The sequence below is a fragment of the Pseudomonas sp. TE3-3-F2023 genome, from assembly GCF_036784815.1.
GTDB classification, from domain to species: Bacteria; Pseudomonadota; Gammaproteobacteria; order Pseudomonadales; family Pseudomonadaceae; genus Aquipseudomonas; species Aquipseudomonas pudica.
In genome coordinates, this window is sequence record NZ_CP145113.1 from 4,334,825 (window position 1) to 4,361,402 (window position 26,578).

At 54.9% G+C, this 26,578-nt stretch carries 27 protein-coding genes; 8 read left to right on the top strand and 19 right to left on the bottom strand.

Annotated features, from left to right (window positions below; translation table 11 throughout):
- Positions 1-10 precede the first annotated feature (10 nt).
- The gene (locus V3314_RS19915; protein WP_088512380.1) at positions 11-1,933 is read left to right on the top strand and encodes an ATP-binding cassette domain-containing protein; all 1,923 of its coding nucleotides are present in this window, start codon (positions 11-13) and stop codon (positions 1,931-1,933) included.
- A gap of 76 nt (positions 1,934-2,009) precedes the next feature.
- Positions 2,010-4,178 (top strand): methyl-accepting chemotaxis protein, encoded by a 2,169-nt coding sequence (locus V3314_RS19920; protein ID WP_088512381.1) that lies wholly within the window; start codon positions 2,010-2,012, stop codon positions 4,176-4,178.
- Positions 4,179-4,205: 27 nt separating this feature from the next.
- Here V3314_RS19920 and V3314_RS19925 read toward each other — a convergent pair whose 3' ends face one another.
- From V3314_RS19925 to V3314_RS19980, 12 genes are all read right to left on the bottom strand, one after another.
- Positions 4,206-5,543 carry an MFS transporter gene (locus tag V3314_RS19925; protein ID WP_088512382.1) on the bottom strand — a complete coding sequence of 446 codons (1,338 nt, stop codon included), beginning with the start codon at positions 5,541-5,543 and terminating at the stop codon, positions 4,206-4,208.
- Between the two features lie 12 nt (positions 5,544-5,555).
- Entirely contained in the window at positions 5,556-6,182 is a 627-nt protein-coding gene (locus V3314_RS19930) for a TetR/AcrR family transcriptional regulator (protein ID WP_088512383.1), read from the bottom strand.
- A gap of 222 nt (positions 6,183-6,404) precedes the next feature.
- Positions 6,405-7,064: an amino acid ABC transporter permease gene (locus tag V3314_RS19935; protein ID WP_088512384.1), complete on the bottom strand. Its 660-nt coding sequence runs from the start codon at positions 7,062-7,064 to the stop codon at positions 6,405-6,407.
- Complete coding sequence (locus tag V3314_RS19940; RefSeq protein WP_088512385.1) at positions 7,064-7,711, bottom strand: amino acid ABC transporter permease; 648 nt, start codon at positions 7,709-7,711, stop codon at positions 7,064-7,066. The genes V3314_RS19935 and V3314_RS19940 overlap by 1 nt, the downstream gene beginning before the upstream one ends.
- A complete protein-coding gene (locus tag V3314_RS19945) occupies positions 7,711-8,505 on the bottom strand; it encodes an amino acid ABC transporter ATP-binding protein (RefSeq protein WP_088512386.1) in 795 nt (264 codons plus the stop codon). Before V3314_RS19945 ends, V3314_RS19940 begins: the two co-directional genes overlap by 1 nt.
- A gap of 155 nt (positions 8,506-8,660) precedes the next feature.
- Positions 8,661-9,557, bottom strand: coding sequence for a nitrilase-related carbon-nitrogen hydrolase (locus V3314_RS19950; RefSeq protein WP_088512387.1), 897 nt, complete (start codon positions 9,555-9,557; stop codon positions 8,661-8,663).
- On the bottom strand, positions 9,550-11,049 hold the full coding sequence (locus V3314_RS19955) for a class I adenylate-forming enzyme family protein (RefSeq protein ID WP_088512388.1): 1,500 nt from the start codon (positions 11,047-11,049) through the stop codon (positions 9,550-9,552). Before V3314_RS19955 ends, V3314_RS19950 begins: the two co-directional genes overlap by 8 nt.
- Positions 11,050-11,094: 45 nt before the next feature.
- Positions 11,095-11,577: a MaoC/PaaZ C-terminal domain-containing protein gene (locus tag V3314_RS19960; protein WP_042571930.1), complete on the bottom strand. Its 483-nt coding sequence runs from the start codon at positions 11,575-11,577 to the stop codon at positions 11,095-11,097.
- Between the two features lie 15 nt (positions 11,578-11,592).
- Entirely contained in the window at positions 11,593-12,405 is an 813-nt protein-coding gene (locus V3314_RS19965) for a polysaccharide deacetylase (protein ID WP_088512389.1), read from the bottom strand.
- Entirely contained in the window at positions 12,402-13,586 is a 1,185-nt protein-coding gene (locus V3314_RS19970) for an acyl-CoA dehydrogenase family protein (protein ID WP_088512390.1), read from the bottom strand. Before V3314_RS19970 ends, V3314_RS19965 begins: the two co-directional genes overlap by 4 nt.
- Positions 13,583-14,371: an SDR family NAD(P)-dependent oxidoreductase gene (locus V3314_RS19975; RefSeq protein WP_088512391.1), complete on the bottom strand. Its 789-nt coding sequence runs from the start codon at positions 14,369-14,371 to the stop codon at positions 13,583-13,585. Before V3314_RS19975 ends, V3314_RS19970 begins: the two co-directional genes overlap by 4 nt.
- A gap of 53 nt (positions 14,372-14,424) precedes the next feature.
- Entirely contained in the window at positions 14,425-15,213 is a 789-nt protein-coding gene (locus V3314_RS19980) for an aspartate/glutamate racemase family protein (protein WP_088512392.1), read from the bottom strand.
- Positions 15,214-15,564: 351 nt separating this feature from the next.
- On the opposite strand from V3314_RS19980, the gene V3314_RS19985 reads away from it, so the two are divergent.
- From V3314_RS19985 to V3314_RS20000, 4 genes are all read left to right on the top strand, one after another.
- Positions 15,565-15,963, top strand: coding sequence for a RidA family protein (locus V3314_RS19985; protein WP_088512393.1), 399 nt, complete (start codon positions 15,565-15,567; stop codon positions 15,961-15,963).
- 17 nt (positions 15,964-15,980) lie between these two features.
- Positions 15,981-17,561 carry an NAD(P)/FAD-dependent oxidoreductase gene (locus V3314_RS19990; RefSeq protein ID WP_088512394.1) on the top strand — a complete coding sequence of 527 codons (1,581 nt, stop codon included), beginning with the start codon at positions 15,981-15,983 and terminating at the stop codon, positions 17,559-17,561.
- Positions 17,562-17,847: 286 nt separating this feature from the next.
- Positions 17,848-18,267 (top strand): acyl-CoA thioesterase, encoded by a 420-nt coding sequence (locus V3314_RS19995; RefSeq protein ID WP_088512395.1) that lies wholly within the window; start codon positions 17,848-17,850, stop codon positions 18,265-18,267.
- Positions 18,268-18,278: 11 nt separating this feature from the next.
- Positions 18,279-18,896 carry a TetR/AcrR family transcriptional regulator gene (locus V3314_RS20000; RefSeq protein ID WP_233687872.1) on the top strand — a complete coding sequence of 206 codons (618 nt, stop codon included), beginning with the start codon at positions 18,279-18,281 and terminating at the stop codon, positions 18,894-18,896.
- A 40-nt stretch (positions 18,897-18,936) separates the two neighbouring features.
- Here V3314_RS20000 and V3314_RS20005 read toward each other — a convergent pair whose 3' ends face one another.
- The 3 genes from V3314_RS20005 to V3314_RS20015 all read right to left on the bottom strand — a co-directional run bounded on the left by V3314_RS20005 (position 18,937) and on the right by V3314_RS20015 (position 21,368).
- The gene (locus tag V3314_RS20005; RefSeq protein WP_088512397.1) at positions 18,937-19,782 is read right to left on the bottom strand and encodes a transporter substrate-binding domain-containing protein; all 846 of its coding nucleotides are present in this window, start codon (positions 19,780-19,782) and stop codon (positions 18,937-18,939) included.
- 73 nt (positions 19,783-19,855) lie between these two features.
- Entirely contained in the window at positions 19,856-20,512 is a 657-nt protein-coding gene (locus tag V3314_RS20010; protein WP_088512398.1) for a TetR/AcrR family transcriptional regulator, read from the bottom strand.
- Between the two features lie 55 nt (positions 20,513-20,567).
- On the bottom strand, positions 20,568-21,368 hold the full coding sequence (locus tag V3314_RS20015) for a citryl-CoA lyase (protein ID WP_088512399.1): 801 nt from the start codon (positions 21,366-21,368) through the stop codon (positions 20,568-20,570).
- Positions 21,369-21,912: 544 nt separating this feature from the next.
- Between V3314_RS20015 and V3314_RS20020 the strand changes: the two genes are divergently transcribed.
- Positions 21,913-23,226 (top strand): MFS transporter, encoded by a 1,314-nt coding sequence (locus V3314_RS20020; RefSeq protein ID WP_178085884.1) that lies wholly within the window; start codon positions 21,913-21,915, stop codon positions 23,224-23,226.
- A 35-nt stretch (positions 23,227-23,261) separates the two neighbouring features.
- Here the strand turns inward: V3314_RS20020 and V3314_RS20025 are convergent, their stop codons facing one another.
- The 3 genes from V3314_RS20025 to V3314_RS20035 all read right to left on the bottom strand — a co-directional run bounded on the left by V3314_RS20025 (position 23,262) and on the right by V3314_RS20035 (position 25,345).
- Entirely contained in the window at positions 23,262-24,053 is a 792-nt protein-coding gene (locus V3314_RS20025) for an FAD-dependent oxidoreductase (RefSeq protein WP_207238214.1), read from the bottom strand.
- A gap of 577 nt (positions 24,054-24,630) precedes the next feature.
- On the bottom strand, positions 24,631-24,852 hold the full coding sequence (locus tag V3314_RS20030) for a hypothetical protein (RefSeq protein WP_143516707.1): 222 nt from the start codon (positions 24,850-24,852) through the stop codon (positions 24,631-24,633).
- Positions 24,853-24,895: 43 nt separating this feature from the next.
- A complete protein-coding gene (locus V3314_RS20035; protein ID WP_143516708.1) occupies positions 24,896-25,345 on the bottom strand; it encodes a hypothetical protein in 450 nt (149 codons plus the stop codon).
- A 295-nt stretch (positions 25,346-25,640) separates the two neighbouring features.
- On the opposite strand from V3314_RS20035, the gene V3314_RS20040 reads away from it, so the two are divergent.
- A complete protein-coding gene (locus V3314_RS20040; protein ID WP_088512401.1) occupies positions 25,641-26,243 on the top strand; it encodes a hypothetical protein in 603 nt (200 codons plus the stop codon).
- A 148-nt stretch (positions 26,244-26,391) separates the two neighbouring features.
- On the opposite strand, the gene V3314_RS20045 is transcribed toward V3314_RS20040, so the two are convergent.
- Complete coding sequence (locus V3314_RS20045; RefSeq protein ID WP_146224437.1) at positions 26,392-26,577, bottom strand: hypothetical protein; 186 nt, start codon at positions 26,575-26,577, stop codon at positions 26,392-26,394.
- Between the last annotated feature and the right edge of the window lies 1 nt (position 26,578).

Genomic DNA, 26,578 nt, shown 5'->3' on the forward strand with positions numbered 1-26,578 from the left:
AGGCACTCAAATGATTTCTCTGAAGAAAATTGAACTGAGATTAGGCACAAAGGTGCTACTGCAGGACGCAACCACGACGATCAATGCGGGTGAGAAGGCCTCTCTGGTCGGGAGGAACGGAGCGGGCAAATCAACGCTGTTCGCCCTTATCTGCGGCATCCTTCAAGAAGAGGCTGGCGAGCTCGACCTCCCCCGTCAATGGCGTATTGCTCAGGTTGACCAGCACATGCCAGAGACGGCGGACGCCGCGACAGACTTCGTCCTACAGGGAGATGTCGTACTCATGCGCGTCAGGGAGGAGCTTGAGCGTGCGACCGCAAGCGACGATGGAATGGCAATCGCACAGGCCTACAGTGACTTGGCTGATGCCGGCGACCATGATGCAACAGCCCGAGCTCAATCCCTCATCCTCGGTCTTGGCTTCAAACCAAGCGACCTCGAAAAACCAGTGAATAGCTTTTCCGGTGGCTGGCGGATGAGGCTACAGCTGGCCCGGGCTCTCATGAGTCCATCCGATCTGCTGCTCCTGGACGAACCCACCAACCACCTGGATCTTGATGCCCTGGTTTGGCTTGAGGCTTGGTTGAAGAAGTATGAAGGCACGCTGCTGGTCATCAGCCACGATCGTGAATTCCTGGATGCCGTCACCGATGTCACCATTCACCTTGAGCATGCCCAACTCAACCGATATAGCGGTAACTACAGCGCATTCGAACTCCTGCGTGCTCAGAAGCTTGAACAGCAGCAAGCCGCCCACGAAAAGCAGCAGGAGAAGATGCAGCACCTGCAGAAGTACATTGATCGGTTCCGCTACAAGGCAACCAAAGCACGGCAAGCTCAGAGCCGTATCAAAGCGTTGGATCGCATCGAGAAGATCACTGCGGTAGTCGCCGACGCCGAATTTTCCTTCACCTTCAAAGAGCCCGACCATCTCCCAAACACCATGATCGCGATCGACGATGCCGATTTCGGTTATCGGACAGCAAATGGCGGCCCTGGCCATAAAGTCCTCACCCGCGTGCGCAAAGCCGTACTGGCTGGACAGAGGATTGGTGTGTTGGGTGCAAATGGCCAAGGCAAGTCGACTTTCATTAAATCCATCGCGCGTGACCTAGAACCACTTGCTGGATCTATCACCGAGGGAAAAGGGCTGACGGTTGGCTATTTTGCCCAACAGGAATTGGACGTCTTGGATCCTGAGCAGACCGCTCTCCACCATATGCTGGAGCTGGCACGCAAATCAGGACAAGCCGGCTATAGCGTCCGGGAGCAGGAGCTACGGAATTTCCTTGGCACATTCAACATCAACGGAAACATGGTCACTCAGACCGTTGGGACACTGAGTGGTGGCGAGAAAGCACGCCTGGTGCTTTGCATGATCGTCTGGCAGAAGCCAAACCTGTTGTTACTCGATGAGCCTACCAATCACCTGGATCTTGCCACTCGCGAAGCCCTCTCCCTCGCACTCAACCAATTCGAGGGAAGCGTGATGCTTGTAAGCCACGATCGGGCTCTGCTTCGCGCGGTCTGCGATGAATTCTGGCTAGTAGGTCAAGGAGATGTAACTCCCTTCGAGGGTGACCTCGAAGACTATCAACGCTACCTCATTGATGAGTCCAAACGGAACACTGAGGCTAGACGGGCTGAGCACTCCGTTGCCGAGACGCAAGGCCAACCGAAAAGCCAGCCTCACGGCGTAGGCTCGAAGCGCCTAAAAAGCATCGAACGTGAATTGGAAGAAATAGAGCAGATCCTGACACAAGCACAAAAGGATAAAGCTCTGGCTGAAGGTCGGCTGCGCCCCATGTTGCCCTATACAGAAGTCCAGACAATTGCCCTGGAGCTGGAGAGCATTGGCCAGCTCATTAGCAATCTTGAAGAGCAATGGTTAACCCTTCAAGACCAAGCTGAAGAGTTAAGCGCCACAGGTTAGTTCAACGTATACGAACAGGCCGAAGCACATAAATAAATTAGAAGTGCCCCATGCGTGCGAGGTTCGCCTAGCACGCATGATCGTTGCAACCATTAGAAGAATCACACTGCCGTTCCAGAACAACAAACACAGGGGCCAGAATCAGATGCTTCACAACCTTGCAATCAAAACAAAGATCACCCTAGCATCACTAACTATCATATTAGCAATAATCATCTTGATCACATCGATAGGGATATCAAGGAACTTTGAGAACAACGAACAGACTTACCGCAGCAGCAACCAAACAATCTCTCAGAATATTCAGCAAGTCTTAGATTCGAAATCAGCTGAACAGACAGAAAAAATTAGAGGCACTTTCAACAGCCAGATCAATCTCGTTGAGTTTCTGGCTCATCAGACGTCCTCCATGCACGCCCTCATCAGCATCGGAGCTGATGTAAGAAAAATCCGCATGGAACAGAACATTTTATTGAAAAAGCTGTTCGAAGCCCACCCCAGTATTTTGGGGCTTTGGATCATCATGTACCCGAACCAGCTGGGAGACGACAGCAGTTTCATTAATTCCATGGCTGCAGGCTCCAATGAGGCAGGCAGGTTTTCTAGCTATTGGGTGAGGCCTGATGGCCGATCAGTGAACATAGCCACTAAAGAAGAAAGCCTGAAGAACGCAACTGTCGGCGAGTCCGGCTTTCCTGCCAACTACTACATGTCCTGCCCACACAAAAACAAGAGTACCTGTGTCTTGGAGCCGTTCTATGGTTCGGATTCCGGCACCAATATTTTGATGACCAGTATTTCAACGCCGATCATGGCCGACGGAGAGGTCATTGGTGTAGCAGGCATTGATGTTTCGCTTTCGTCGCTGCAGACGATCGCCGAAGACGCGAAACGCCAGCTCTATGATGGAAAAGGTGACCTGCTCATCACTACCGGGCAGGGATTGATTGCTGCCAACAGCGCCGATGCTGCATCTATTGGCAAGAAAACTCAGTTGCTCGATGAGTCGACTTCCAACCTCCCCTCCTCTGCACAGCCCCACTCACTTAAGGTCATCAAAAATCTGGAGTTGAGCAGCTCCGCACCCTGGAAGATCAGTGTGGCGCTTCCCAATGAGGTAGCCAGCGCTGACTCACTAGCCCTGAAGAAAGCCCAGTCAGACCTGCAACAAGACTCCACCGTGTTTTCGACCATCATTGCCGTGATTGCTGCCCTGATCGGGGCCGTGGCCATGTGGTTCATAGCAGCTGGGCTGACTAAGCCCATGAGCGGCGTGGCGGCCATGCTGAAGGACATCGCTGAAGGCGAGGGAGACCTCACCAAGCGGCTGCATTACACCAGTAAAAACGAGCTCGGTGAATTGGTGCGCTGGTTCAACCTCTTCCTGGACAAGTTGCAGCCCACCATTCAGAAGATCCGATCAGCAACAGTCGAAACCCGCTCTACTGCAAGCCGGTCAAACCAGATAGCCAAAGAAACCAGCATCGGTATGCAGTCGCAGCTTCGAGAAATCGAGCAGGTCGCTACAGCCTCACACGAAATGAGTGCCACTGCGCATGAGGTAGCAGCAAGTGCAGCCAGGGCAGCAAACGCAGCCCAAGGTGCCGATGAGTCTGCAAAGAATGGTTTGCAAGCAATCGCACGAAGCACTGAGGACATCACCGCGCTGGTGGAGAACCTGTCTGCCGCGATGTCAGAAGCCCGGTCACTGTCAGACAACAGCGAAGAAATTGGAAGCGTGCTGGAAGTGATTCGGAGCATCGCTCAGCAAACCAACCTTCTCGCTCTCAATGCCGCGATCGAGGCCGCCCGTGCAGGCGAAAGCGGGAGAGGTTTCGCCGTCGTGGCGGATGAGGTGCGGAACCTGGCCATGCGCACACAGGAATCAATTGAACAGATTCGGGAGGTGATAGAGCGCCTGCAATCCGGTACCGAGGGCGTGGTCAACTCAATGCAGAGCAGCTACAGCAAGGCCGAGGTCAGCCATGAGACGATCCAAGCCACAGCCCGTTCGTTCAGAACCATTAGCGATGCTGTCTCTGTCATCAGCGAGATGAACCTCCAGATTGCCGCTGCCGCTGAGGAACAAAGCGCTGTCGCGGAGGATGTGAATCGCAACATCACGAACATCCGGCAGGTCACTGACGATCTGAGTGTCAGCGCCACTGAGACGGCGGCCATCAGCGACCACCTGAGCTCCCAGGCAGATCTTCAGTTCAGCCTGGCCGAGCAATTCAAATCCTGAAACCTCAAGGGCCCTCACGGGCCCTTTTTATGCTGTTTGCTCTCGCCTCAGAGAGTTCACCAAGCATGTCACTCCTACCGCCGTAATCACCAACAGGATCGTGAGCCAAAGCAAGGGGATCAACCCCGCTGAGCCCCCTGCGCCGTGTGCGGTGAAGAAAATCGCGATGCCGAGACAGATGCCGAACTGCCGACACGTATTGAAGATCCCGTTGGCCATCCCGACCACCTTTGAAGTCGCCAGAGTAAGCACGAGCCCCGTGACAATAGGAGTGATCAGCGCCAATCCAAACGACACTAATGCAAGGCCTGCCATGAGGAAGCCAAAGCCACTGCCGAGGTCGAACATCGCGAAGATCATCAGCCCCAAGGTGGTGATCAATCCGCCGGCACTCAGGAAGAGATTGAACCTGTGCGGTGATGCATACCTGCCTGCAATCATGTAGCCCACGACAAGTACGCCCGTGCCCGGCAACAACGCCAGGGCGGTGGAGATTGGGGTTACCCTGACATCACGTGCCAAGCTCAAGCTGAAGTAGAAGAGGACGCCATAGAAGCTGAAGTTGATTACTGCTCCAGCGAAATAGCAGGCCATTAGGGAAGGTTTGAAGACCAGTGGACGATGGAAAACCTTGACTGGGCCTCGGCTTTCTCTGATCACGATTATGAGAAAAGCCATTAAGACTGCGGCCCACAACCAGTATGAATGCGAACCTCGCTCGGTCAGCATTACAACGAAGCCGGCTGAAAAAGCGACACACAAGGAATGCGTTACAGAATCGAAGCAAGCAAAATCCCTACAAAGCTTGGCTGCTGGTAATGGGGCCAGCAGAATCAAGATGACGGCGGATAACACGACGTTCAAGTAGAATAGATTCGCCCAACCCAATTGGCTCAGCAAGAGCCCGGCGCACAATGGAGAGAGCGCCATCGCTATACTGCCGAATCCTCCCCACCATCCGATTGCCTTCATCTTTTCGCGTGGGCTTTCGAAAATGTAACTCAACAGCGCCAGTGATCCAGGAATCAACAAGGACGCCCCTACTCCCTGACCTGCGCGGGCCGCAAGAAGCAGCGTGAGGTCGTCAGATAGGGAAAACATGATGGAGCCAGCAGAATAAACCGCGACGCCCAGGACGAGCGCCCCCCTCGAGCCTATGAAATCGCAGAGTGCCCCCGCCAAGATCAAGCACGAGGCCAGCGCTACGTTGTACATGCTGACCAGGTGCCGGAGATCTGTACCCCTTAGAGCAAGGTCGCGCTCGATAGCGCCCAACGACACACTGATGAGCCCTGGATCCATGAGCACCAGACCATAGGCCAGCGAGCATGCAATGAGTGCTGAAACCTTCTGATCAGAGCGCATCGATCTTCCTTTTTACGCTGCGCCTGCCAGCCTAAGCGCCATGCTTTGCAAATCCTCTATCGAGTCTTGAAGCTTATCGCCGCTGATGGTTGAGTTATTTATCAGCTCATCGAGCATTGCCACGATAGCCTTTGCCGCAAAACGAGCATCTTGGACAGCAAAGATTTGCTTGGCTTGGCCTACCGCCAAGACTTCCCATAAGCGGGTCACTTTCTGATCCCGGAGCTCATTGAGCGTCGAGCGAACATCACCGCTCAAGAGATGACCCTCACGCCTGAACAGCATATGGTGCAGTCTGTACTGCAGCCCACACCGCACATACGACTCTACGTAACTTGAGATGGCCTTTGGCACGGACATATTCCTTGGGTTCGCAGCGCTGACCTCTTCGAGCAAGCTTGTGGCCGCGTCCATGAACAAGCCGACAAAAACCTGCTCTTTTCCCCCGCTAACCTTATGAATCGATCCCTGCCTGATATTGGCAAGATCTGCAATCTGGCGAAGGCTGACCGAGGCATATCCGAATTCCAAGAACAACGACAGTGCTGCTTGCGATACCTCACTCTTGCCGTCCGACTCACGTTCAGGTTCACCGCGATCTACCAAGTAGTGAAGGTATGCCTTCGGAAGATAATGCATCAGAAACCCCGTTCAAAAAAAACGGGCTGCCTACGCTAACAAACATTAGCGAAGGAGCCCAAAAACGAAGATAGAGACTAGCAGCGACAAGCAAAAGCCCAGTCTGTATGCTGGTACATAAGACAGGTGAAAAGCCGCAAACTAATACGCCAGCGCAGTGGTGACGCAAACTAACAATATCAATTAATATTTTTATTAGTCAACCTCGCCAACCACTATTTATCAGGCACTTTCGTACCGAGACAAATGTTTCTCATAACGTCCAACAAAAATAGTTGCCGGTATGCACACCGCCGCATACATCATCCCGGTCAACAGCAACACGGACATATATTCAAAGGTTGCAGAACCAATGTCATTCGCCACACCCACGAGCTCCGGTAGCGCGATGGTGAAGCAAAGCGAGGTGGTTTGCAGGATCACCAGGGAGAAGCCAAGCAAGGGCGGGAGCGCAATCCTCAACCCTTGAGGCAGGATGATGATCCGCAATGCGTCCCAGCTACTGAGCCCCAGCGTCCGAGCCGCCTCTCTTTGCCCCTGAGGCACCGCCCCAAGTCCCCCGCGAATAATTTCACTGGTGTACGAACCGGTACTCCAGGCCAAAGCCAGAATCGAGGCGGTGAATGACGACAAGGTGAGTCCAGTCGTTGGCAGTCCGAAGTAGAAGAACTGCAGCAGGATCAGCACCGGCCCACCTCGCCCCACCTCGATGAAGATGAGAGCGAGGGCACGGTTCACGCGTTTCTTCGACCCAACCCACAACGCAAACAGCAGTCCCAGGGGAATCCCGATCAGCAAGCTGACGGCGGTGACCTGCAGGCTCAGCCAGTAGCCATCCATCAGCTGAGGGAACCACTCAATCCAGCGGTCAATGATCTCCATTACCGTTCAACCTTTGCACGAAGGTGGATATCAAGCTGTCGCGACAACAGAGCCATAACAACACTGACAGCGAAGTACAGTAGGCCAGCGATGGCGTACACACTCAGGCCTCGGAACGTCTCCTGAGAGATATGGTTTGCCACCTGGGCCAGTTCAGAGACGCCAATCGTGGAAGCAATGGCGGTGTCTTTAAGCAAACCGATGCAATAGGTACTAGCCGCTGGAACCGAGATCCTGACTACCTGTGGAACAATCACGTGGACGTATTTCTGCCAGGTGCTCAAACCCAGCACCTTGGTCGCTTCGTACTGCCCTTTCGGCACTGCACTCAACGCTCCGCGATAGATCTCGGCCATGTTTGCAGAGGTGATCAGTGCCAGGCCGATGATTGCCGCCACGAAGGGGCTCAGCTGAATCACATACTGGCTGAACGCGAAGAAGATGAAGAACAGCCAGACAATGGGCGGAATCGAGCGCAAGGTCAGAATGAGCGCGATCGCGATATTCCGCAGGATCTTGTGTTTGGAAATCCTCATGGCACAGATCGGGATCCCGATGATTGCTCCACCGATGAACGACCCGAATGTGAGAGCGATCGTCCAAGGTAAGGCGGCCAGCATCGCCGCCAGAATTTGGCTCGTCTCCATCACCGATCCCTCACAGCGGTCAGGAACTGTTGCACCCGTGGATGCTGAGGATTACGCATGACATCGGCGCTACGCCCCTGCTCGATGATGCCGCCATCAGCCATCACCACCACGCGATCAGAGACGTTCTCGGCAAAACGCATTTCATGCGTCACGACGATCATCGTCATACCCTCGTTAGCCAGCTCACGCATTACCGCAAGCACCTCCAGGCCTACTTCCGGGTCGAGTGCTGAAGTAGGCTCGTCGAAGAGCATGACTTCAGGATCCAGGGCCAAGGCACGCGAGATCGCGATACGCTGCTGTTGGCCACCGGAGCACCGCGATGGATACATATTCGCTTTGGAGGCCAGGCCTACACGAGTTAGCAGCTGCATGGAGCGCTCGTCAGCCTCCTTGGCACTGCGCTTCAGCACTCGGCGCTGGGCCAGACTCACGTTCTCCAGAACGGTGAGGTGAGGAAATAGATTGAAAGACTGGAAGACCATGCCGAGCTTGCGATTCAGGAATGCCAGTTGCTGCTTCGTAGCCCCTTTGCTCGCATCGATCGTCTGCCCACCGATGCAGATGGTGCCTTCGGTTGGAGGCTCAAGCTGATTGATGCATCGCAGGAATGTACTTTTACCGGAACCGCTTGGGCCGATGATGGCAACCACTTCACCCGAAGCCATTGAGAAATCGACATTGTTTAATACACGAACGGAACCAAAGGATTTACCGAGACCTTCAACAGTCAGGATTGGCGAGACGTTTTCTCGACGGCCCACATCTTTTATCTGCGCGACTTTAGTCATTTTGTTCTCTATCTTATTAACTGAATCTAAACGCCTGGCCGCTAGGCCAGCACACATCACGGCAGCACTGTAAAAGTAAAATCCCTATTCGATATTATAGCGCAGCTACTATCGTATCTTTGATGCGGGGCATACCTGCTCCGCGCTACCAAAAGTTATTCAGCAGCCAACTTCTTATAAAATTCAGGCCTGCGGTCTTTCAGGTGTCGAACCTCTCCACGCTCCCGGGATAGCCGCAGGGTGGCGAGATTGAGGTCTGCATGGATCAGCCCCTCCTCACCCTCGCTGAAATCGGAGACCGCGTAGGTGCCATCCACAACATTCATTCGGTTGTCGATCGGACACGCGATGAATGCTTCACCCGTACCGCTAACCGGGTAGTCGTTTGGAATGCCCAGGTTGCCTACGAGTGGCGACACGCAAACGAAAATCTGGTTTTCCAGGGCCCTGGCGTGTGCGCTGTACCAGCTACGCCATGCTCCGCGCTTTTCCGTCAGGGTCGGCACGAACAGGACTTCGATTCCTTCGGCCACCAATGCCTGGGTGAGCTCTGGGTACTGGACGTCGTAGCAGACGAACAGGCCGCACTTGACGCCATCGATCTCGAACGCCGACAGAGTTTCTCCGCCCGAGCTCTTGATGGCCCGCTCACCACGGGTCAAGTGGATTTTGTCCTGACGCAACTGGGAGCCATCCGGGCTGAAAACGAAGGCACTGTTGAGGCCCTTACCGTCTTCTTCATGCCAGAAGGTACCGCCTACCAGATAGATGTCGTGTTTCTTCGCCAGGCCAGCCAACAGGCTTTGGAAGTCCGGAAGCATCGGGCTGAACACTTCGCGGTAGAAATCCGACACCTTCGCATTGTCGATCTCAGCAGCGCTGGAATGAGTCCACAGCAAGCCCATTGCCAGGAACTCAGGCAACACCAGCACGCGGCTGCCTGCCGCCTTGGCGTCCACGACAAAGCGCTCAACGTGCTCAGCGAATTGAGCAAACTGCTGGTAGTGCTGAATGCGGAATACCGAAACAGATACTTTCAAGTTCTCAGACATTTGCTTTCTCCTTCCACATCTTCAGCAGCACTTTCTTGTCAATTTTCCCGGTATTCCCAAGGGGCATTTCTGCAAGCGCGATGAATTCGCTCGGTACTTTGAATTCAGCCAGCATCAGACGGCAGTAGTCAGCCAGGTCTTCTGGCTTGGGTTGAGCACCTTGCGCCGGCACAAAGTAGGCAACCGGCAGCTCACCAAACTTCTGGTCAGGAACGCCGATGACAGAAGCCTGTACGACTTGAGGGTGAGACAGCAGCGCCTCCTCCACCTCAGCCGGGGCGATGTTGGCTCCGCCTTTGATGATGATGTCCTTGATCCGACCAGTCAGGTAATAGAAACCTTGAGCATCGACATGACCAAGGTCGCCGGTGCGGAAGAATCCATCGACAAAGGCTGCAGCGCTAACCTCAGGCGCTTTGTAGTAACCCGAGGTGGTAGCTGGAGCACGCACCAGAATTTCGCCTGTCACGCCTGGCCCAACCTCATGGCCATCACCGTCGACAATCTTGATCACAACGCAAGGGCTTGCTTTGCCAATCGCACCTGCAGGTACTGCAGTGCTATCCCCGGCAAATTTGCCAAAGACCGGACGCACCTCAGTGAGAGCGTAATAATCCTGGATCTCGACGCCGAATTTGCTCTTGAAACGGGTGCGGAGGTCGCTTGCCAGTGGAGCGCCCGCAGAGATGACAGCACGCATGGAGGACAAGTCGAAGTCCAAGCCGTTCTGCTCTGCGTACTCCAGCATCATGGAGAACATGGTAGGCACACCCTGGAATACGGTGACACCATGTTCAACAAAGGCCTCCAGGGCCTCACGCGGGTGGAATCGACGCTGGATGATGGTCTCGCACCCGGCCTGCAGTGCCATGGAGGCAGCGGTCGAGAGCCCGTAGAGGAAGCCCAGCGGCAGCGCGACCAGGAGCTTGTCACTTGGCGTGACATCCCACATATCGATGAGGGAAGCGTTGCCTGCCACCTCAGCCGGCTGGCTGTAGAGCACCGCTTTAGGTACTCCAGTGGAGCCCGAGGTGTAGATGATCAAGAAGTCGTTCTTGATCGCCTCAGCCTGCTCGACCTCTTCAGTGCCGGCCAGGGTATTGCTGAAAAATTCACTGACTTCAACCAGGCTGCATGCTGTATCACCGACCGCCGCAACGGCGTTCTCATGCAGCTTCTTGTCGGTGAACAAGAATTTTACATCTGCGTGGCCCAGGATATAGCTGACTTCAGCTGCACTGAGCACCGCATTGATCGGAACGAATGTCCCGCCCATCTTCGACATGGCGTAGTACAACACCATGATCTCAATATTGTTCTCGCAGTAAACCGCGATGGTGGTATCTGCGCTGACGCCTGCTTTTTTCAACAGGACAACAGCTCGATCAATTTCGCGCGCCAACGCACTATAACTGAGCACTTTGTTATCAAACCGCAAAGCAACACTATCGCTTCGCTCAGTAGCGTGCTCTTCGACAAAACCTACGATCATCTTGCAAAACCTCAAAAATAGTACGTTAGCGGGCGGGCAAATCAATTACTCAGGCTTGCAGTGCATCATGACCTTCCACTCGCCTTCTTGAACCGACTCGCCGCGCTGGTTCACCAGAGCCACCTGGAAGTTGACGATACCCACGCCTGGCTTCTTGGTCTCACGCTTGGAGCCGACCTTCTGGTTGACATGGATAGTGTCGCCGATCTTGATCGGGCCACGCAGATCCCAAGTCATGCCAAGGAATGCAATTGCAGTGCCTTCCTTGATGCCCAGGCGGCTTTCCAGACCGGTTGCGATTGCGAAACCAGCTGGGCCATGGAGGATACGACCGCCGAATACGGTGTTCTTGGCGAACTCCTCGTCAGTGTGCACCGGGTTATGGTCACCGGTGAGTGCTGCAAACATCACGATGTCTGCTTCGGTGATAGTGCGACGTGGGGAGTTCCACTCTTGACCTTCATACAGCTCATCGAAGTAGAGAGCGTTTTGGCCGATACCAGCTTCTTGTTTAACAGCAGCAGTCATGATTATCTCCAGCCTTTATTTATTAATCAGGGGTACAGCGTTGATCATGGTCGAGAACACAACATCATCGAAGCTCTGCATGTACTCGATCAATTCTTCCAACATCTTGATACGTGGGCCGCGTCCAATAATTTCCGGATGGCAAGTCAGAGTGAACACACCGTTTTGAGCGCGTGCGGCATCAAACTCGGCAGCCCAATACTTGTAAACATCCGAAGGCAGGCGATTGCCGGTGTTCATCGGTTTCACCATGAACTGGAAGTACGGATAGTCATCAAGCTCCCAAGCAACAGGGAACTCGACCACCGAACTTTCGGGGCCTTTTGTGAAACCTTCTTCGGTAAGGACATCACCAGTACGCGCATAGAACAGTGCAAAGTCGTTCGACATCATGCTGCTGTCGTAGCGAAGCTCGAACTCTTCCAGCAAAGGGATGGTGTTCGGGCTCAAGTCCCAAGCCGGCGAACGGTAACCCTGGGGCCGCACGCCTGTGACGTCCTGCAGAACCTTGATGCTCTTGGCCAGCAGCTCACGCTCCTCGGCCAGTTCCAGGTTCACAGGAGACTCATGCAAGAATCCGTGGCACGCGACCTCGTGACCGTCCGTTACGACCTGCTTCACCAGGTCTGGATAGGAGGTCGCCGTGTGCGCTGGCACGAAGAAGGTGGCTGGCACCCCACGACGTTTCAGAACATCCAGGAGCCTCGGCATACCCACGTTAGCGCCGTACTCACCCCGCGAAAGCGGAGTGGGCGAAACCTGGTTGAAGGTGCTGAGCCAGATGGCCACACCATCGAAGTCGAAAGTCAAGCAGACGGTCGTGGTCATGCTGGCAGCCCCAGGGCGTCCACTTCGCTACCGTCGATGATGCGACGAGCGATGACGATCTTCTGAATATCGTTGGTGCCTTCACCCACGATGTAGAGAGGCGCTTCGCGGTACAGGCGCTCTACCGGAAACTCGTTGATGTAGCCGTAGCCGCCGTGGATACGCAGCGCGTCTTCACAGATTTCCTTGGCCGATTCGCTAGCGAGGAGCTTGGCCATACCAGACAGCATGTCTGCGCGATGACCCGCTTCCTTCGCACGAGCCGCTTCTGCGGTCATCAGGCGAGCAGCGACCAGCTTGGTGGCCATGTCGGCCATACGCAGCTGAACGGCCTGGTGCTTGTCGATGGTCACGCCGAAGGAGCTACGCTCGCTTGCATAGCGCTTGGCTTCTGCAAGGGCATTCGCGGCCAAGCCAACAGCACTAGCAGCGATAGCGATACGACCGACTTCGAGCGAGTCCAGCAGGTGGCGCATGCCCAGACCAGTTTTGCCACCGACGACAGCAGTCGCAGGCACTTTGACCTTGGAAAGCAGGATCTCGACAGTGTCGACTTGGGTGTAGGCCATCTTGTGGAATTCGCTTTCCACAGTGACGCCTGGGAAAGTTTTTTCGACCAGGAACAGACTCAGACGTGGACGACCAGTTTCGGCATCGACGCTAGTACGAGCCAACGTCAGCAGCAGCGTGGCACGCTCACCATTGGTTACGAAGATCTTGGTGCCGTTGATCACGAAGTCCGATTCGTCAGACGACGCAACGGTGGTGATCGACTGCAGGTCAGAGCCAGCTGCTGGCTCGGTCAGGCAGAGTGCGCCACGGTGCTCACCGGTCGCCATCAAAGGCAGGTATTGACGCTTTTGCTCTTCGGTACCGTGCTTGCTGATCGCATACGCCACGGTGCAGTGGCTGTTGATGAAGGCAGCCAAGGTTGTCCAGCCGGCGGCAATGGTTTCCATCACGGCAGCGAACACCGGCAAACGCAATTGGTATCCGCCGTACTCTTCCGGGATGGCCAGACCGAACAGGCCCATTTCCTTCATCGCAGCGAGCATCTCTGCCGGGAACGTCTTGCTCAGTTCAAGCTGCTGGACGTTGGGCCGCACTTCTTTGGCGATGTACTTACGAACGGTTTCGAGAATCTCTTTCTCGACGTCGTTGAAGTCGTTGAATTGGCTCATGCAGTCCACCCTCCGTCCGCAGCAATAGCTTGGCCAGTGATGTAGCTCGCCTCTTCAGTGGCCAGGAAATAAATGAGGTTCGCGATCTCCTGCGCAGTACCTTTGCGCTGAGCTGGGATGATTCGGGTGATCCATTCAGGATTCGCACCGACACCACGGTTCATGAACTCTGCAGCAGAGCTAACGATCGCAGCCGAGTTGCCGCGAACATCAGTGTCGATCGCACCAGGGCAGACTGCGTTGACGGTGATGTTGTGCTTCGCATGCGTCTTGCTGATTTGACGGGTCAGGCCAACCACACCAAATTTCGAAGCGGTGTAGGAAGCGCCGTCGGCACCACCGATCAGGCCACCAATGGACGAGGTGTTGATGATCCGACCATAGTTCTGCTTGACCATGTGCTTGATCGCGGCCTGGCAGCCGAAGAAGGTGCCTTTGAGGTTGATATCAACCATGTGATCCCACAGGTTCTCGGTGGTCTCCTCGATATCAGCCATACCGTCGAAGACGCCGGCATTGTTGACCAGAATGTCGACGCGGCCATATTGGTCGACAGCGCCCTGCACCAGCGCTTCCACTTCTGCCTGGTTGCGTACATCTACCTTGACGAACCGAACTTCAGCGCCGGTTTCTGCCAGCTCACGAGCAACGGCCTCACCGCGCTCAGCGAGAATCCCGCCAATGACAGTTTTCACGCCTGCAGCTGCGAACGTCTTGGAAAGCGCTAAGCCGATACCGGACTCACCGCCGGTGATGACCGCTACGCGGCCTTTGAGGTCAAACATGGTTATCTCCACATCACGGGGCCGGGTCGAAGGACGCAGCCCCTCAAACAGACTTATTTAGTGAAGCGCTGACGACGTCCGAAACGCTCACGAACCTCAGCAAATTCTTCTGGACGTTTCTGGGTCATTTGCTCGTAGTACCCGATGCGGCTGATGCCGTATGCGCCCATCTGCTTCAGAAGACCCAGCGACTCCGCCATCTTCAGTGCGAAGGTGTTGGGATTGAGGATAGTGGGGTCGCGGTACTGGCCGTTGCTGAGCAGCCATTTCTCTGTTGCTGCAGAAATGATGGTGCAGGACAGAATGACGGCTTCTACGCCGCCGACCTCGCGGGCCTTTTCAGACGCCGAAAGCGCATCACGTGCGACGCCTTCCAGGTCTTTGATCATGTCGGTGATGTGCCAGTCGATGTAACGCACGTCGCGGCACTGCTGCTCAGCCCCATACAGACGTACCAGGTCTTTCATGTACGCGGCAGATTTGCGGTGGTCGGTGACCAGCAGGTAGTCGTAGCCGAAATAGCTGACGTGCTGCATCGCGGCTTCAAGCGGGCCGATGACTGGAATGTCAACCAACTCACGGGCCGCACGAACGCCTGGATCATTGCAGCAACCAATGATCACGGCATCGAAGCCATCTTTCTCAGCCTGGATCACGCACTCGAAAAGCTCCTCTTCGACCAGGTGCTTTGGGTACCACCAGTCGCAGTTTTCAGGAACGTTTTCGGTATTGGTGACCACCAGCTCGTTCCCCTGGTTGAGGTACGGCGTCAGGGTTTCAGAGATCAAACCGTTGTAGGCCGGCGTACCGAAGGGGTTGATGAAATTGACACGAACACCCATGAGAAAAGCTCCGCGATTGTTATGTGCCCCGCTTCGAACGGAGCTTTCGGAAAAACCAACCGGTCGTATTAAAAATTAGACCGTTGAGTCAGTATGATTGAATCTTGCGTCGTGTCAATAGGTCGCAGCGGTGTTGGTACGCCGTCAATCAGACGCTTTGAGGTACGCCCCAGGCCGCACCAGATAGCGGCATAGCGCTCCATGAAGGTGCGACGGAATCTGCTCACGCGCCCCTTGCACGCTGAAGGTCTGTTGTATAGATTATACCCGCTGGTCAGTTTTTTAGTATGGCGAGAACAATCAGAGGTGACTCACACCTCCAACTCCAAGAAACGATGTGAGGAGCAACGGATGATCAAGGCAGTAAACGTGGGCGCGGGCTTCCCTGGCGTATCCACTGCCACCCTTTCGGGGGAAGGCGAGATTCTTTTCTTGAGCGGCCATTGCCCAACGGATAGCAATGGCGACGTGGTCAAGGGTGATTTCGAAGCTCAGGTTCGAGCAGTATTTGAAAATTTGAAGGCCACTCTGGCCGAGGCCGGGGTAGGCTTCGAAGCAGTCGCCAAGCTCACCACCTACGTCGCGCACTTCGAGCCGTCGATGCTCCCTATCTTCAAGAAGGTGCGAAACTCATATGTGAACGAGGCGTGCCCGCCAGCGAGCGCCTTGGTCACCGTACCGATGCTCTACGACCCAGCCGTACTGATCGAAATCGATGGCTTCGCAGTAGTACCACGTCAACCGAAGTAAATAAGCGAGTTGCCAGAATGTCTCAATTCGATGCTGTAATTGTCGGCGCCGGCCACAACGGCCTGGTATGCGCTGCGTACCTGGCCAAGGCTGGGAAAAAGGTCTGCGTGGTCGAAAGGCGTAACATCGTAGGCGGAGCAGCTCTCACCGAGGAGCTTTGGCCCGGTTTCCACCTTTCGGTTGCATCCTATTGGATGTCGTTGATGCAGCCCAAGATCATGCTTGACCTTGACCTGCTCAAATATGGCGTCGAAGTGATTCCGACCCCGCCGGGCATCCATCCATTCCAAGATGGCTCGGTCGTCACTCACTGGTCGGACGTCGACCGCATGTGTGCTGAGATCCGCCGGTACTCCGAGAAAGATGCGGATGCCTACCCGGGCTATGTCGAGCACATGAAGAAACTCGTGGGCCACCTTCGCAAGCTGCTGTTCGAAGTACCGGTCGACATCTCGACCGGTAAGGTGAAAGATCTCACCAAGTCAGCTGCCCTTCTGTGGCGCATGAAATCGGCAGGCCCAATGTTCTACGACATTTGGGATTTGCTGACGCTGAGCTGCCACGACTTCCTGCGCCGCTGGTTCGAGAGCCCTCAGGTGCTCACCATGTTCGGCTGCTACACCTCCGGCAGCGGTGGCAACATTGGCCCTATGGTTCCTGGAACCGCGTATGTGCTCGCGCGCCCATACTTGCGAGACGGCACCACTAAAGCCGGCCCAGGAGGCCTGGTTAAAGGGGGTATGGGCGCCCTGGCGAACGCCATCAAGCAATCGTGCTTGGATCAAGGTGTCACCATCCGCTGCAGCGCTCCCGTGAAAGAGATCGTTGTCAAAGACAAACGGGCAGTTGGGGTGCGCCTGGAAAGTGGTGAGATCATCCACGCCAAGTCTGTCGTCAGCAACGCGAACGCGAAGACCTTGTTCTTGCGACTGCTTAAACCTCAGGATCTGCCGCCGGCAGTCATTGATGCCGTGAAGCGCATTCGCACCAAGGCGAGCACCTTCAAGATCAACATGGCACTGTCCGGTCTGCCCAAATGGCAAGGCCTGAAGGCTTCGGACAATCAGACTCCTGGCTCGATCACGATCGCCGAGAACCTGGAAGAGCTGCAGACCGCGTATGAATCGGCTCAGCACGGTGAGATGGCGAAGCATCCCTATATGTGGATTCTGACCCCAAGCGTGTTCGATCCGACTGCAGCCCCTGAAGGCAAACACACGCTGAGCCTGCTGGGCGGTCACGTGCCTTACGCCCTTCGGGATGGCCGGCCATGGGACGAGACCACGAAGGAGGAGCTCTTCAACATCGTGGTCAATCAGATCGAGCGCTACGCACCTGGTTTCCGTGAGCTGGTACTGCATAAACAGGTGTTGGTACCGTCTGACCTCGAGGCGATGTTCGACCTCCCAGACGGCCATGTTCACCACGGTGAACTGAGCATCGACCAGATCTTCTTCCGTCGCCCTATTGCCCACTACGCCGACTATCGGTCGCCGATCGCCGGTCTGTATCAGTGCGGTGCATCGACTCACCCTGGCGGTGGTGTAACGGGTGTTCCTGGCCACAATGCTGCCCAGGTCATCCTCAGCGAAATCTAGTTCTTGTTGTGTCAGCTTCCCCCTCTGCTCGTCAGAGGGGGCCTTTTTCTTCCCCCGTCCCCCTCCCCGCTCAACCTCTACCTCCTCCCTCTCTCTCGGTTTCTCTGGCCACTTACATACGATCCTGCATGCTCTCATAGGCACCTAAATGCCACTAAACCGAGACAGACTAACAAGATAAAAAAATTGACGTATCGGTCTATAAAACTGACAATGGACATTCAAGGAGCGTGAAGAACCACTTCATTCGCTCTCAATTGCATGCCAGTATCGAGTGGATGACTGAATGGAAATCACGTACCGAGGTGTTGTTTACCCTGCGCAAACGGATGCAATGGGGCACATGACTGTGCAGTATTATGTGGCAGCCTTCGACCAGGCCTTCTGGCATCTGATCCACTCGCTGGGCTATAACGCTGATTGGCGCTTCGAGCGCAAGGAAGGCTGGGCAGATGTTCGCTACGAAATCGACTACAGGGCCGAACTGAAGGTCGGTGACCTGTTCAAAGTGGCGAGCACGGTTAAGAAAGTGGGTAATGCCTCTATTGTCACTCACCATCAGATGTTCAGCGCCAACGATGAGCTCTGCGCAGAAATCCAAATGACCTCTGTCTATTTCGATCTCGAGCAGCGGACTTCCAAGGCCATACCGAACGCCATCAAAGAAGCAGCCATGAGCAGAATTCAACTGCCTAGCGATCTTTAACCTTAATCCAGGTGGTTACCTTGAATACTGTCGATATGCGCGACCAACTCAAACAAAAAAAACAAGCCTACGTCCAGGACGAGATCCTCTCTTCCGCCGCTACCCTTTTCGCTGACAAAGGGTTCCGTGCCATCACCATCAATGATGTTGCGGCCAGCCTGGGCTACACGAAATCGGTCGTTTACTACTACTTCAAGAACAAGAACGAGATCTTGTGGCAAATCTTCAATCGCATGCACCAGTGCTACGAAGACACGATCGTAGGGATCCTGCAGGAAGACCTGCCGACTGATGAGACCCTTAAGAAGATCCTGTGCCAGCACGCCCTCAACGTGATGCAGCGCAAGGACTGGACGGCGATCTACTTCCGGGACGAAAGCGAGCTTGAAGAAGCGCAGCGCCTGCTGATTCGCAAGCGTAAGCGTGAGTACGACAAGATGATCGAAGGCGTTTACCAGCGTGGCGTGGACGAAGGCTTCTTTAAGCCAGTGCCCACACACATCGCGGTAAGCGGCTTCATGGGAATGTGTAACTGGCTCCACACCTGGTTCGACGAGAACGGCAAGATGACAGCAGAGCAGATCGCCGAAACCTACGTGGACATGATGGCCGGCGGTTACCGGAAATAAAAAAAGCGCCTCACAGGAGGCGCTTTTTGTTTCAGCTCAATTACTGGTCAGCGTAACGAGGCTCGCCGACGTCCGCGCCATCAGCACGCAGGCCCTGGTCGGTGAGCAGGCTGCCCAGCTTGCCCGACTCACGCATGCCTTTGATGGTAGCGTTGATGGCCGCGCCCAGCTCGGGGTTGCCCTTGCTGTAAATAAACGCCGTTTGGGCTGGATAGACCGAGGACTTCACCTTCTCGTCCGGCTTGGCGACCTTGATCTGGATGTCGTTGCCGATACCGCCTTTCTTCTGGCTTTCAGCGCCGATTGCATAGGTGTTGACCGCAGCGTCGATACGCCCGCTGTTCAGATCCTGAGAAAGCGCCACAGCGTTCGGATACAGCGACAGCTTGCCACCGTAGAGTTTTTTCAGCTCCGGTACCCAGAGGTAGCCAGTTACGGTACCGACCTTGCGATCTTTAAGCTGATCGAAGGTGTCGGCGCCGTCACGCGAGTAGATGGCGGTCTGCTCCAGGTAGACAGGATCGGAGATGCCCATAACCTTCGAGCGCTCGAAGGTGCGGTACCAGGCGCCCACGGAGATGTCCGAACGGGATGCCACGACGTACTGAATCGAAGCTGCGGAGTCGGTGACGATGTGATTGACCTTCAGGCAGTTGTCCTTGGCAATCTGCTGAATGATTTCCCCGTCCACGCCGCTGAAGCGACGAGCCTGGTCATCATATGCAAACGGTGGCAACACTACAGAAGTAACAGTCAGTTCGCCTGGTTGGATGGTCTTGAAGGTGTGCAGAGGCTTGCAATCCTCCGCCACCGCAGAAGCCGAAATGGCCAGAGCCAAAACCGAAGCGCCCATGCCCAGCAGACCTTTAATGCTATTTTTTTTCATCGTCTCACCTAGCTTTTTGGATTAACCGAGGGAACGCGAGCTTCGGCAAATGAAGCGTAGCTCGCGCCAACTACTACTTACTCGTCACAGCTTGAAGCACGAATTTCTGGATCTGCCTCACCAGAGAGTCGACACAAAGGTCGCTTCCCCACTCCTTGGTGAGCGCGCCATCCAAGGTGGCGCAAATCGTCCCTGCAGTCAGACGGTCATCCTGGATATGAAAGACGCCCTTTTTTCGACCTGAAGCGATAACACCAGACAACACCTCTTCAACTCGAACTCGGATTCTGTTGATATCCGCCTGCTGATCAACCATCAGGTTGCAGGTTTCACGTCGCGACAGGACATAAAGCGAGCGGTTTTCAAGCGCTATGCTCATGTAGGTTTTGACGAAGGCACCGAGCGCATCAATCGCATTACTGCGACCTTTGAGTTCCTTCATGACCGCATGCAATAACAGCGAGTCAAGCTCCTCAATGAAGTCAAACAAAAGCGTTTGTTTGCTCTCAATGTGGTTGTACAAAGAGCCAGCCTGAATTCCCACAGCATCGGCCAATTGCCGAAGGCTGACTGACTGAAACCCCTTGGTAACGAATAATTCCAACGCAGTGCGACGCACAACAAGCGACTTGCATGAGCCGCTTTCAATATTGGCATTGGTGGCAAACGAACTGGCAAGACTTCCCATATTGATACCACCAATCTCGTACAACATGATGCCGTTGTACATAACGAAAGAGTTTCAATGAAAATGCTGCCGCCTCAAGGAGCGGCAGCAGTACCGCTTAAAGGCCGCTTTTCGCCAGATCTTCAGCAAAGTTACGACGGTCGCGAGCGTAGTCGACCTCACTGTCGCTGATTGCGCGGATGCGCACCTTGCTCTGCAGCTCCTCAGAAATGTGTGCGACCACACCTGGCATGGTGGAGATGACAGCCAGGCCAGTCATCTCTGCAGGGGTAAAGCCCATCTGGGCCAGGATCGCCCCCATCATGCCGACCTCGTTGATCACGATCTCGGGCTTGTTGGCCTGGGTGGTGAAGGCCTTATGCACCGCCTCATACCACTCACAGATATCACCCCATACGCCCGTATCGACTGCCAGGGCCTTCAGTTGCTGAGCACGCGGGTCGGTGTAACGGAAGACTGGGTGACCCAGGCCTGGCACGCGTTCCTTGCGAGCACGCATCCCTTCCACCAAGGCGTTGGCAGAAGCTTCGAAGTCGCTTGTGTCTGCCGAGAAGGTGGCGTTCAGGAAGTTGCCAGTCTGATCAGGGGCCAGCGAATACTCACCAGCGGACAGCACAGCAGTGGCCAGGCCAGCGACCATGGATGGGTTGCTGGAAACGCAGAAACGGGCAGCTGCAGTGCCTGGCTTCTTCAACGCGTAATCCAAAACCGAGCACAGGATGCCGTCGATCATCTTGGACTCGCCGGCATTCGGCAGGCGCCCACGGATCACCAAGTAGGTGGCCGAAGCGAAGCTCAGCTTGCCGATCAAGTCGCCCAGGTCGTAACCCCGGATGTAGACAGCGGACTCCTCAACATCGCTTACCGAGGTGCTCCAATACCGCTTTTCTGTAGTCATTGCTGGTTCCTATCGAGAGTGCCTGCATCGCCCACTTGGACGATCGCATGGTTCGACTGTATTCCAGGTATATTTTTTTGTCCAGCGGGTACGTAAAAATGATTCATGGGTCTTGATCGCATCCGGAAGGCCATCCAGGTGGTGCCCAAAAGGTGGTGAATGCAGTAGGAGCGAAGCTGCCGTAGGTGGGTCAGGAAGGGGGGCGTCGAGGATCAGTGGAAGCCAGCAAAATGAACGTACCCGATATTCAGAATGTTTGACCAATGGGTTTTTTCAGGTATCGTGCCTCTCCTCAGGACGAGCTCGAAACCCGCGAGCAACCATCGAAAAAATGGTGGTGCCGTAGCTTGGCTACCTGAGCCTTTGATACATCTGCCCAAATAAATCTAAAGGTACAGCGGATGAATTACGCCCCCTCTCCCAGTCAGAATCGATGCACAGTTGACTCCATCCGTTGCAGGCCAACGGAACGCTCTCTCTTACAAGACTAAAAATTTCTACCGCTGTCGCTGCAGCAGTACATAGAGACAATTCGGATATTTTCATGGCTCGTTCACACTCGCTTGATGACGCGGTGCTCACGCGTACCCACAAACGTATTTTCCTTTCAGCCCTAGGTAGTCCTTTCATTGCCGGCTACGTCCTGAGCTTGATTGGTGTCGTTATTGCTCAGATCACAGGCGAGCTGCAGCTCTCGACAATGTGGGAAGGCCTGATCGCTGCGGCTGCACTTCTGGGAGTGTTCTTTGGCGGCACGCTCGGGGGATGGATTACCGACAATTTCGGCAGAAAGTTTCTGTACCTTCTTAATCCGGTGCTGATTTTCGTCTTCTCGGTAGCGCACATGTTCGCCGAGACAGCGCTGACGCTGTGTCTGCTGCGTTTCATCATCGGGGTAGCAGTAGGCGCGGATTACCCAGTGGCCTCCACAATTCTCTCTGAGTTCATGCCCAAGAAACATCGCGCCCCCATGATCGGCGGGCTCGTGATCATGTGGTTTGCGGGCTCGGCTACTGCCTACATCAGCGGTGAGCTGATCATGAGCACCTGGGGTGATGAGAGCTGGAGGATAGTGCTAGCGGCGGCAGGAATCCCATGCGCCCTGTTCTTCTTCATGCGCCTGGGCAGTCCAGAATCCCCTCGCTGGATGGCAGATCGCGGAAACCTGGCGGCAGCAGATCACATCGTTAAAAGCGTCTACGGCCAGCAATACTCAATCAGCGACATGCCTGAGGAAGAAGAGAAAAAACTGTCACTTCGCTCCCTTTTCAGCGCTGGCCATGGCCGCAACATGCTGTTCGTGACGCTCTTCTGGACTTGCTCGATCATCCCTCTGTACGCGGTCAACATCTTTGCGCCTAAAGTCATGCAGGCCCTGGCACTCTCCGGGCGCTGGGCGAGCCTTGGCTCAATCATGATCATGCTGCTCTTCGTTGTCGGATCGATGCTGGCATCCAAGATGCTCAACATGATGGGCAGGCGCCAATTGCTGACCCAGAGCTTCATAGGCTCGACAATCCCCCTGCTGCTGCTTGGGGCCTTCCCAGAGGCCTCCCCCGTCGCCGTTTTGATTCTGTTCAGCGTGTACGCCATCTGCATTGGTGGCACCCAGGTTCTGCTCTTCGTTTACCCGACGGAATTGTTCCCGACCTCTATCAGGGCCTCTGCCCTGGGCGTCGGAACTTCATTTTCCAAACTGGGTGCCGCTATCGGGATTTACCTGGTGCCAATGTCCGTAGCGTCGTTCGGCATTTCTCCAACGATGTATGCCGCTGCGGCAATATCGCTGATCGGCCTGATAGCTACCGTGCTCATGGCACCTGAGACAAGATCCAACGGACTCATGAAAACGGCATAACAAAAAAGGGCGCTCAGCGCCCTTTTTGTTGGGAATCAAACACCAGCCCAGGGTATTTCCTGTGCTGGCATCTTTTGCCGCAGCTCGTAGCCAACTCCAGCACCAGGCGTGGATACCAGTTCCGCGACGACCTGCCCCACACCTACAGCGCAGATCGCGTTCACGTCATGCCCTACGGCCACGATTGCGCCGAGTACCCCCTCAGGCCGCCCCACGTAGGGTTTACCAAAAGGTGTAACGGGAACATCAACCAGATCATCACCTGCAGCCACACGCTCCTCCTTGAGCCCCAAATCAAGGTTCAAACAGCCCTCGAATCTGCAGCTGAGCGCACCAGCAGCTACGACGGTCTCATCTGCCAGGAACTGCCCAGCGGAGGTCGACACACCGACCACCCTATCGCCAGTCACGAGAAGCTCCGTTACTTCGAGGTCTTCAAAAATCCGCCCGCCTCGATCGTTCACGATACTCCTCAAGTCCATAAGCATCTCATGCATGGATAGCTCATCACCCAAGGTTCCTCGACGCACACTGTTGGCAGTGATCGTGGACTGGGAGGTGAAGCAGAACCGGCTCACCAGGCGCATGTTGTAACCAAGATCCTCGAAGAGGGGGAACAGTAGCTCTTTCCCGCGCTTGGCCAGCTCTGAGCTCTTATCACCGCTGCCGATGCAATCAACGAAGGGGGTACGCGGCCCTTTAGTGCCTACCTTCGATTGCTCAATCAGGGTGACCCTCATTCCGGCCTTTTGCAGGAAGTAGGCGGAGCAAATCCCAACGGCTCCCCCTCCGATGATGATCACATCCAGTCCAACGTACTTATCCACAGCGCGTACCTCGTGGTTGCCAGTGCTGGTATGTCCCGCAATCGGCTTCGCGGAGCTCCAAAACGGAACATACCCGAAAGACTGTTTTGCATACCCCTCGGTCAGTATTTGGATTTGAGCCCGCTCTGTCAACCAATTCAAGCCTGGCGTGAATACCCGAGCAGACCAATGGTGAGCTCCCAATCCATGGCCAGAACGCTTTCACCGCGCATCATTCCTATAGGACATTCGCGGTTTGTAGAACCTGTTCAACGGATGCCGTCTGTGTCAGTTTCCGCCACGCCCACACCTCAAACTTGAGCCTTGCTGTCTCAGCTCCTAACACCTACCTAAGCGAGCGGAGCTCGCAGGCCCTTTAGGGCGGCAGGCGAAAAGGATGGAAGCCCGGAGGGGCGAGACTGGGCGGAGCCAAGGCTCGATTTGCGACAGCCTGGCCAATTTCTGCGGTGAGCCAACGCCACTCCAGTCACCGGCAAAAGGAAAAAAGGGCCATTGTCGTACTGCTGGCAATGGCCCTGATGAGGCAGCCCTTTTCTCCCTTAGGATCAAGACCACGACTGAGAGCGGTGAAGAGTGACTACAGCTTGAAAAATGCGAGCAGCAAGTAGCCGAACTTCACTATGACCTTGGCCCATTCGAGCAACCGATCACCCCAGGCGCGAGAAACATTCGGCGGTTTACCAGGCGATTGATTACGTTCAATCGCCAGCTTGTAGTATGACTCGATAGACGCGACATCCTGACCCGGCTTCATTTCCCTGGAGCAGGTAGCGCAAATGCAACGATGGTTGGTGCTCATGATGGTCATCCCGTTCGAAATTGGAGAAATTTTTCGAAAGGAATCAACGAAGGCGGTGTTTGTACCCGCTGAGCTCAGGGCCGTCCGCGAGAAGGGGGGCGCGGAGGAACGCTCGTTGCGAACGAGCAAGAAGGGAGTTGAGTTTTGCCAAGGCGCTGAGGCAGTAGGCGAGAACAGCTGACCAGTAGCGGGAGTGGCGATTGAACAAGCTGCCAGAAGTAAGCCCCTCTACCTCACTGAGAGCGGTTAGGGCGAGCATTGCTCGATCAATTGCGCCGGTGAGAGTGCAGCGTGCACTGCGGCCCGAAAGATGGGAAACGTCCAGCATATCCAAGGCTGACTTGGCCCGGCGCACGGCCTCGCTATCTTCCTCCTGCGCTGCTAGCTCCAGCCTGGCAAATTCGGCTTTGAGCTCAGCCGTCATCGCATCTAGCGACATAGGCTCATCCATCAAATCGACGGCGTCTTGAGGTACTGATGATTGATCGTCCATAGGGAGTCTCGGTTGTTGTCACCACTTCACCATAGCGATTTCGATGCACCAGTACAATCATCCGCTCGTTGCGGAACGTAAATCAGGTTGTGCCCTCATCTCCCCCGAGCCAGGTCATTCCCAAGACCTATGTCTGGACGAGCTCAGGCATTGAGACTCGATAGCTGAATCACGGGGCAGGCCCACCCTAACCTTCGGAATCTAGCAACGCTCAGTACCTTTTGAGCTACGTTTTAGCATTGTAAGGTCATTCGTTGCGCTCTCTTGCGCCGACGTTTTCTCATGGGAGGGGATAATGCCAAGGCTGACACTAGGTGATGTGGTTGAGGTTGTTTCCAGAGCCGGAGCGCCAAAAGCCAACAAGGTTTCAGAGATCAAGAACAGGCCGCCCTACAGCCCGGTTACTGATTTCTACAAGGCTCTTCGAGAGGGCATTGTTGCTGTCCATGAGAAGGGAGGAGATAAAGGGGAGCTCAAGTCGATCCTCACTCGGATCAGCGACCAGAAGAAGCTAAGCAATTATCCTCGAGCGATTAAAGGGTATGAGAGATGGTGGGGGCGAAAGCAGATCGAATGGCACGCACCTTACGCTGTGACCTACCAGGTAGGTGACATCGACATTTCGGTTAAACCAGAGCTTGGCCTGATGGTCGACGGGGTGCCTCACTTCGTCAAGCTGTACCTTAAAGACGAAAAACTGCAGAAGCTCAGGATTGATGTAGTGCTCGCCCTGATGGAGCACTCTCTGAGACCAGACGCTCCAGATGGCTGCTGCATGGCCATACTGGACGTAAAAAATAGCAAGCTATTCGCGGGCCCGGGCCACGCAGATCCGAAACTGCTTTCAATGGTCAATGCAGAGATGGCATACGTGTCAGCGTACTGGGGCCAGCTGTGAGCAACGTTGGTAAAGCTCAGTAATTACAGGTTCGTGCCGTCTACCTAATGCGTTCCGGAGCGGATCGCCCTTCTCCGGATCGCATGGATAATCCAAATCAGCTGACACCTTCAGCTTGCTTTGCTGCCAAAAACGCCGCAGTCCATAGCTAATCGGCCAGCCACTCAGCTTCAGAGGGATAAAGCATCCACGCAACCCAGCCGAACTTCATTATAACCACTCCGTCTTCGAGCATAATTGCCAAATCGAAGACAGCGTCTTTGGCACCCTCGAATTCGAATAGCGGATCAGGGTCATGGAAGGTTCCATACCCGATAATTTTTTCTCCAGACATG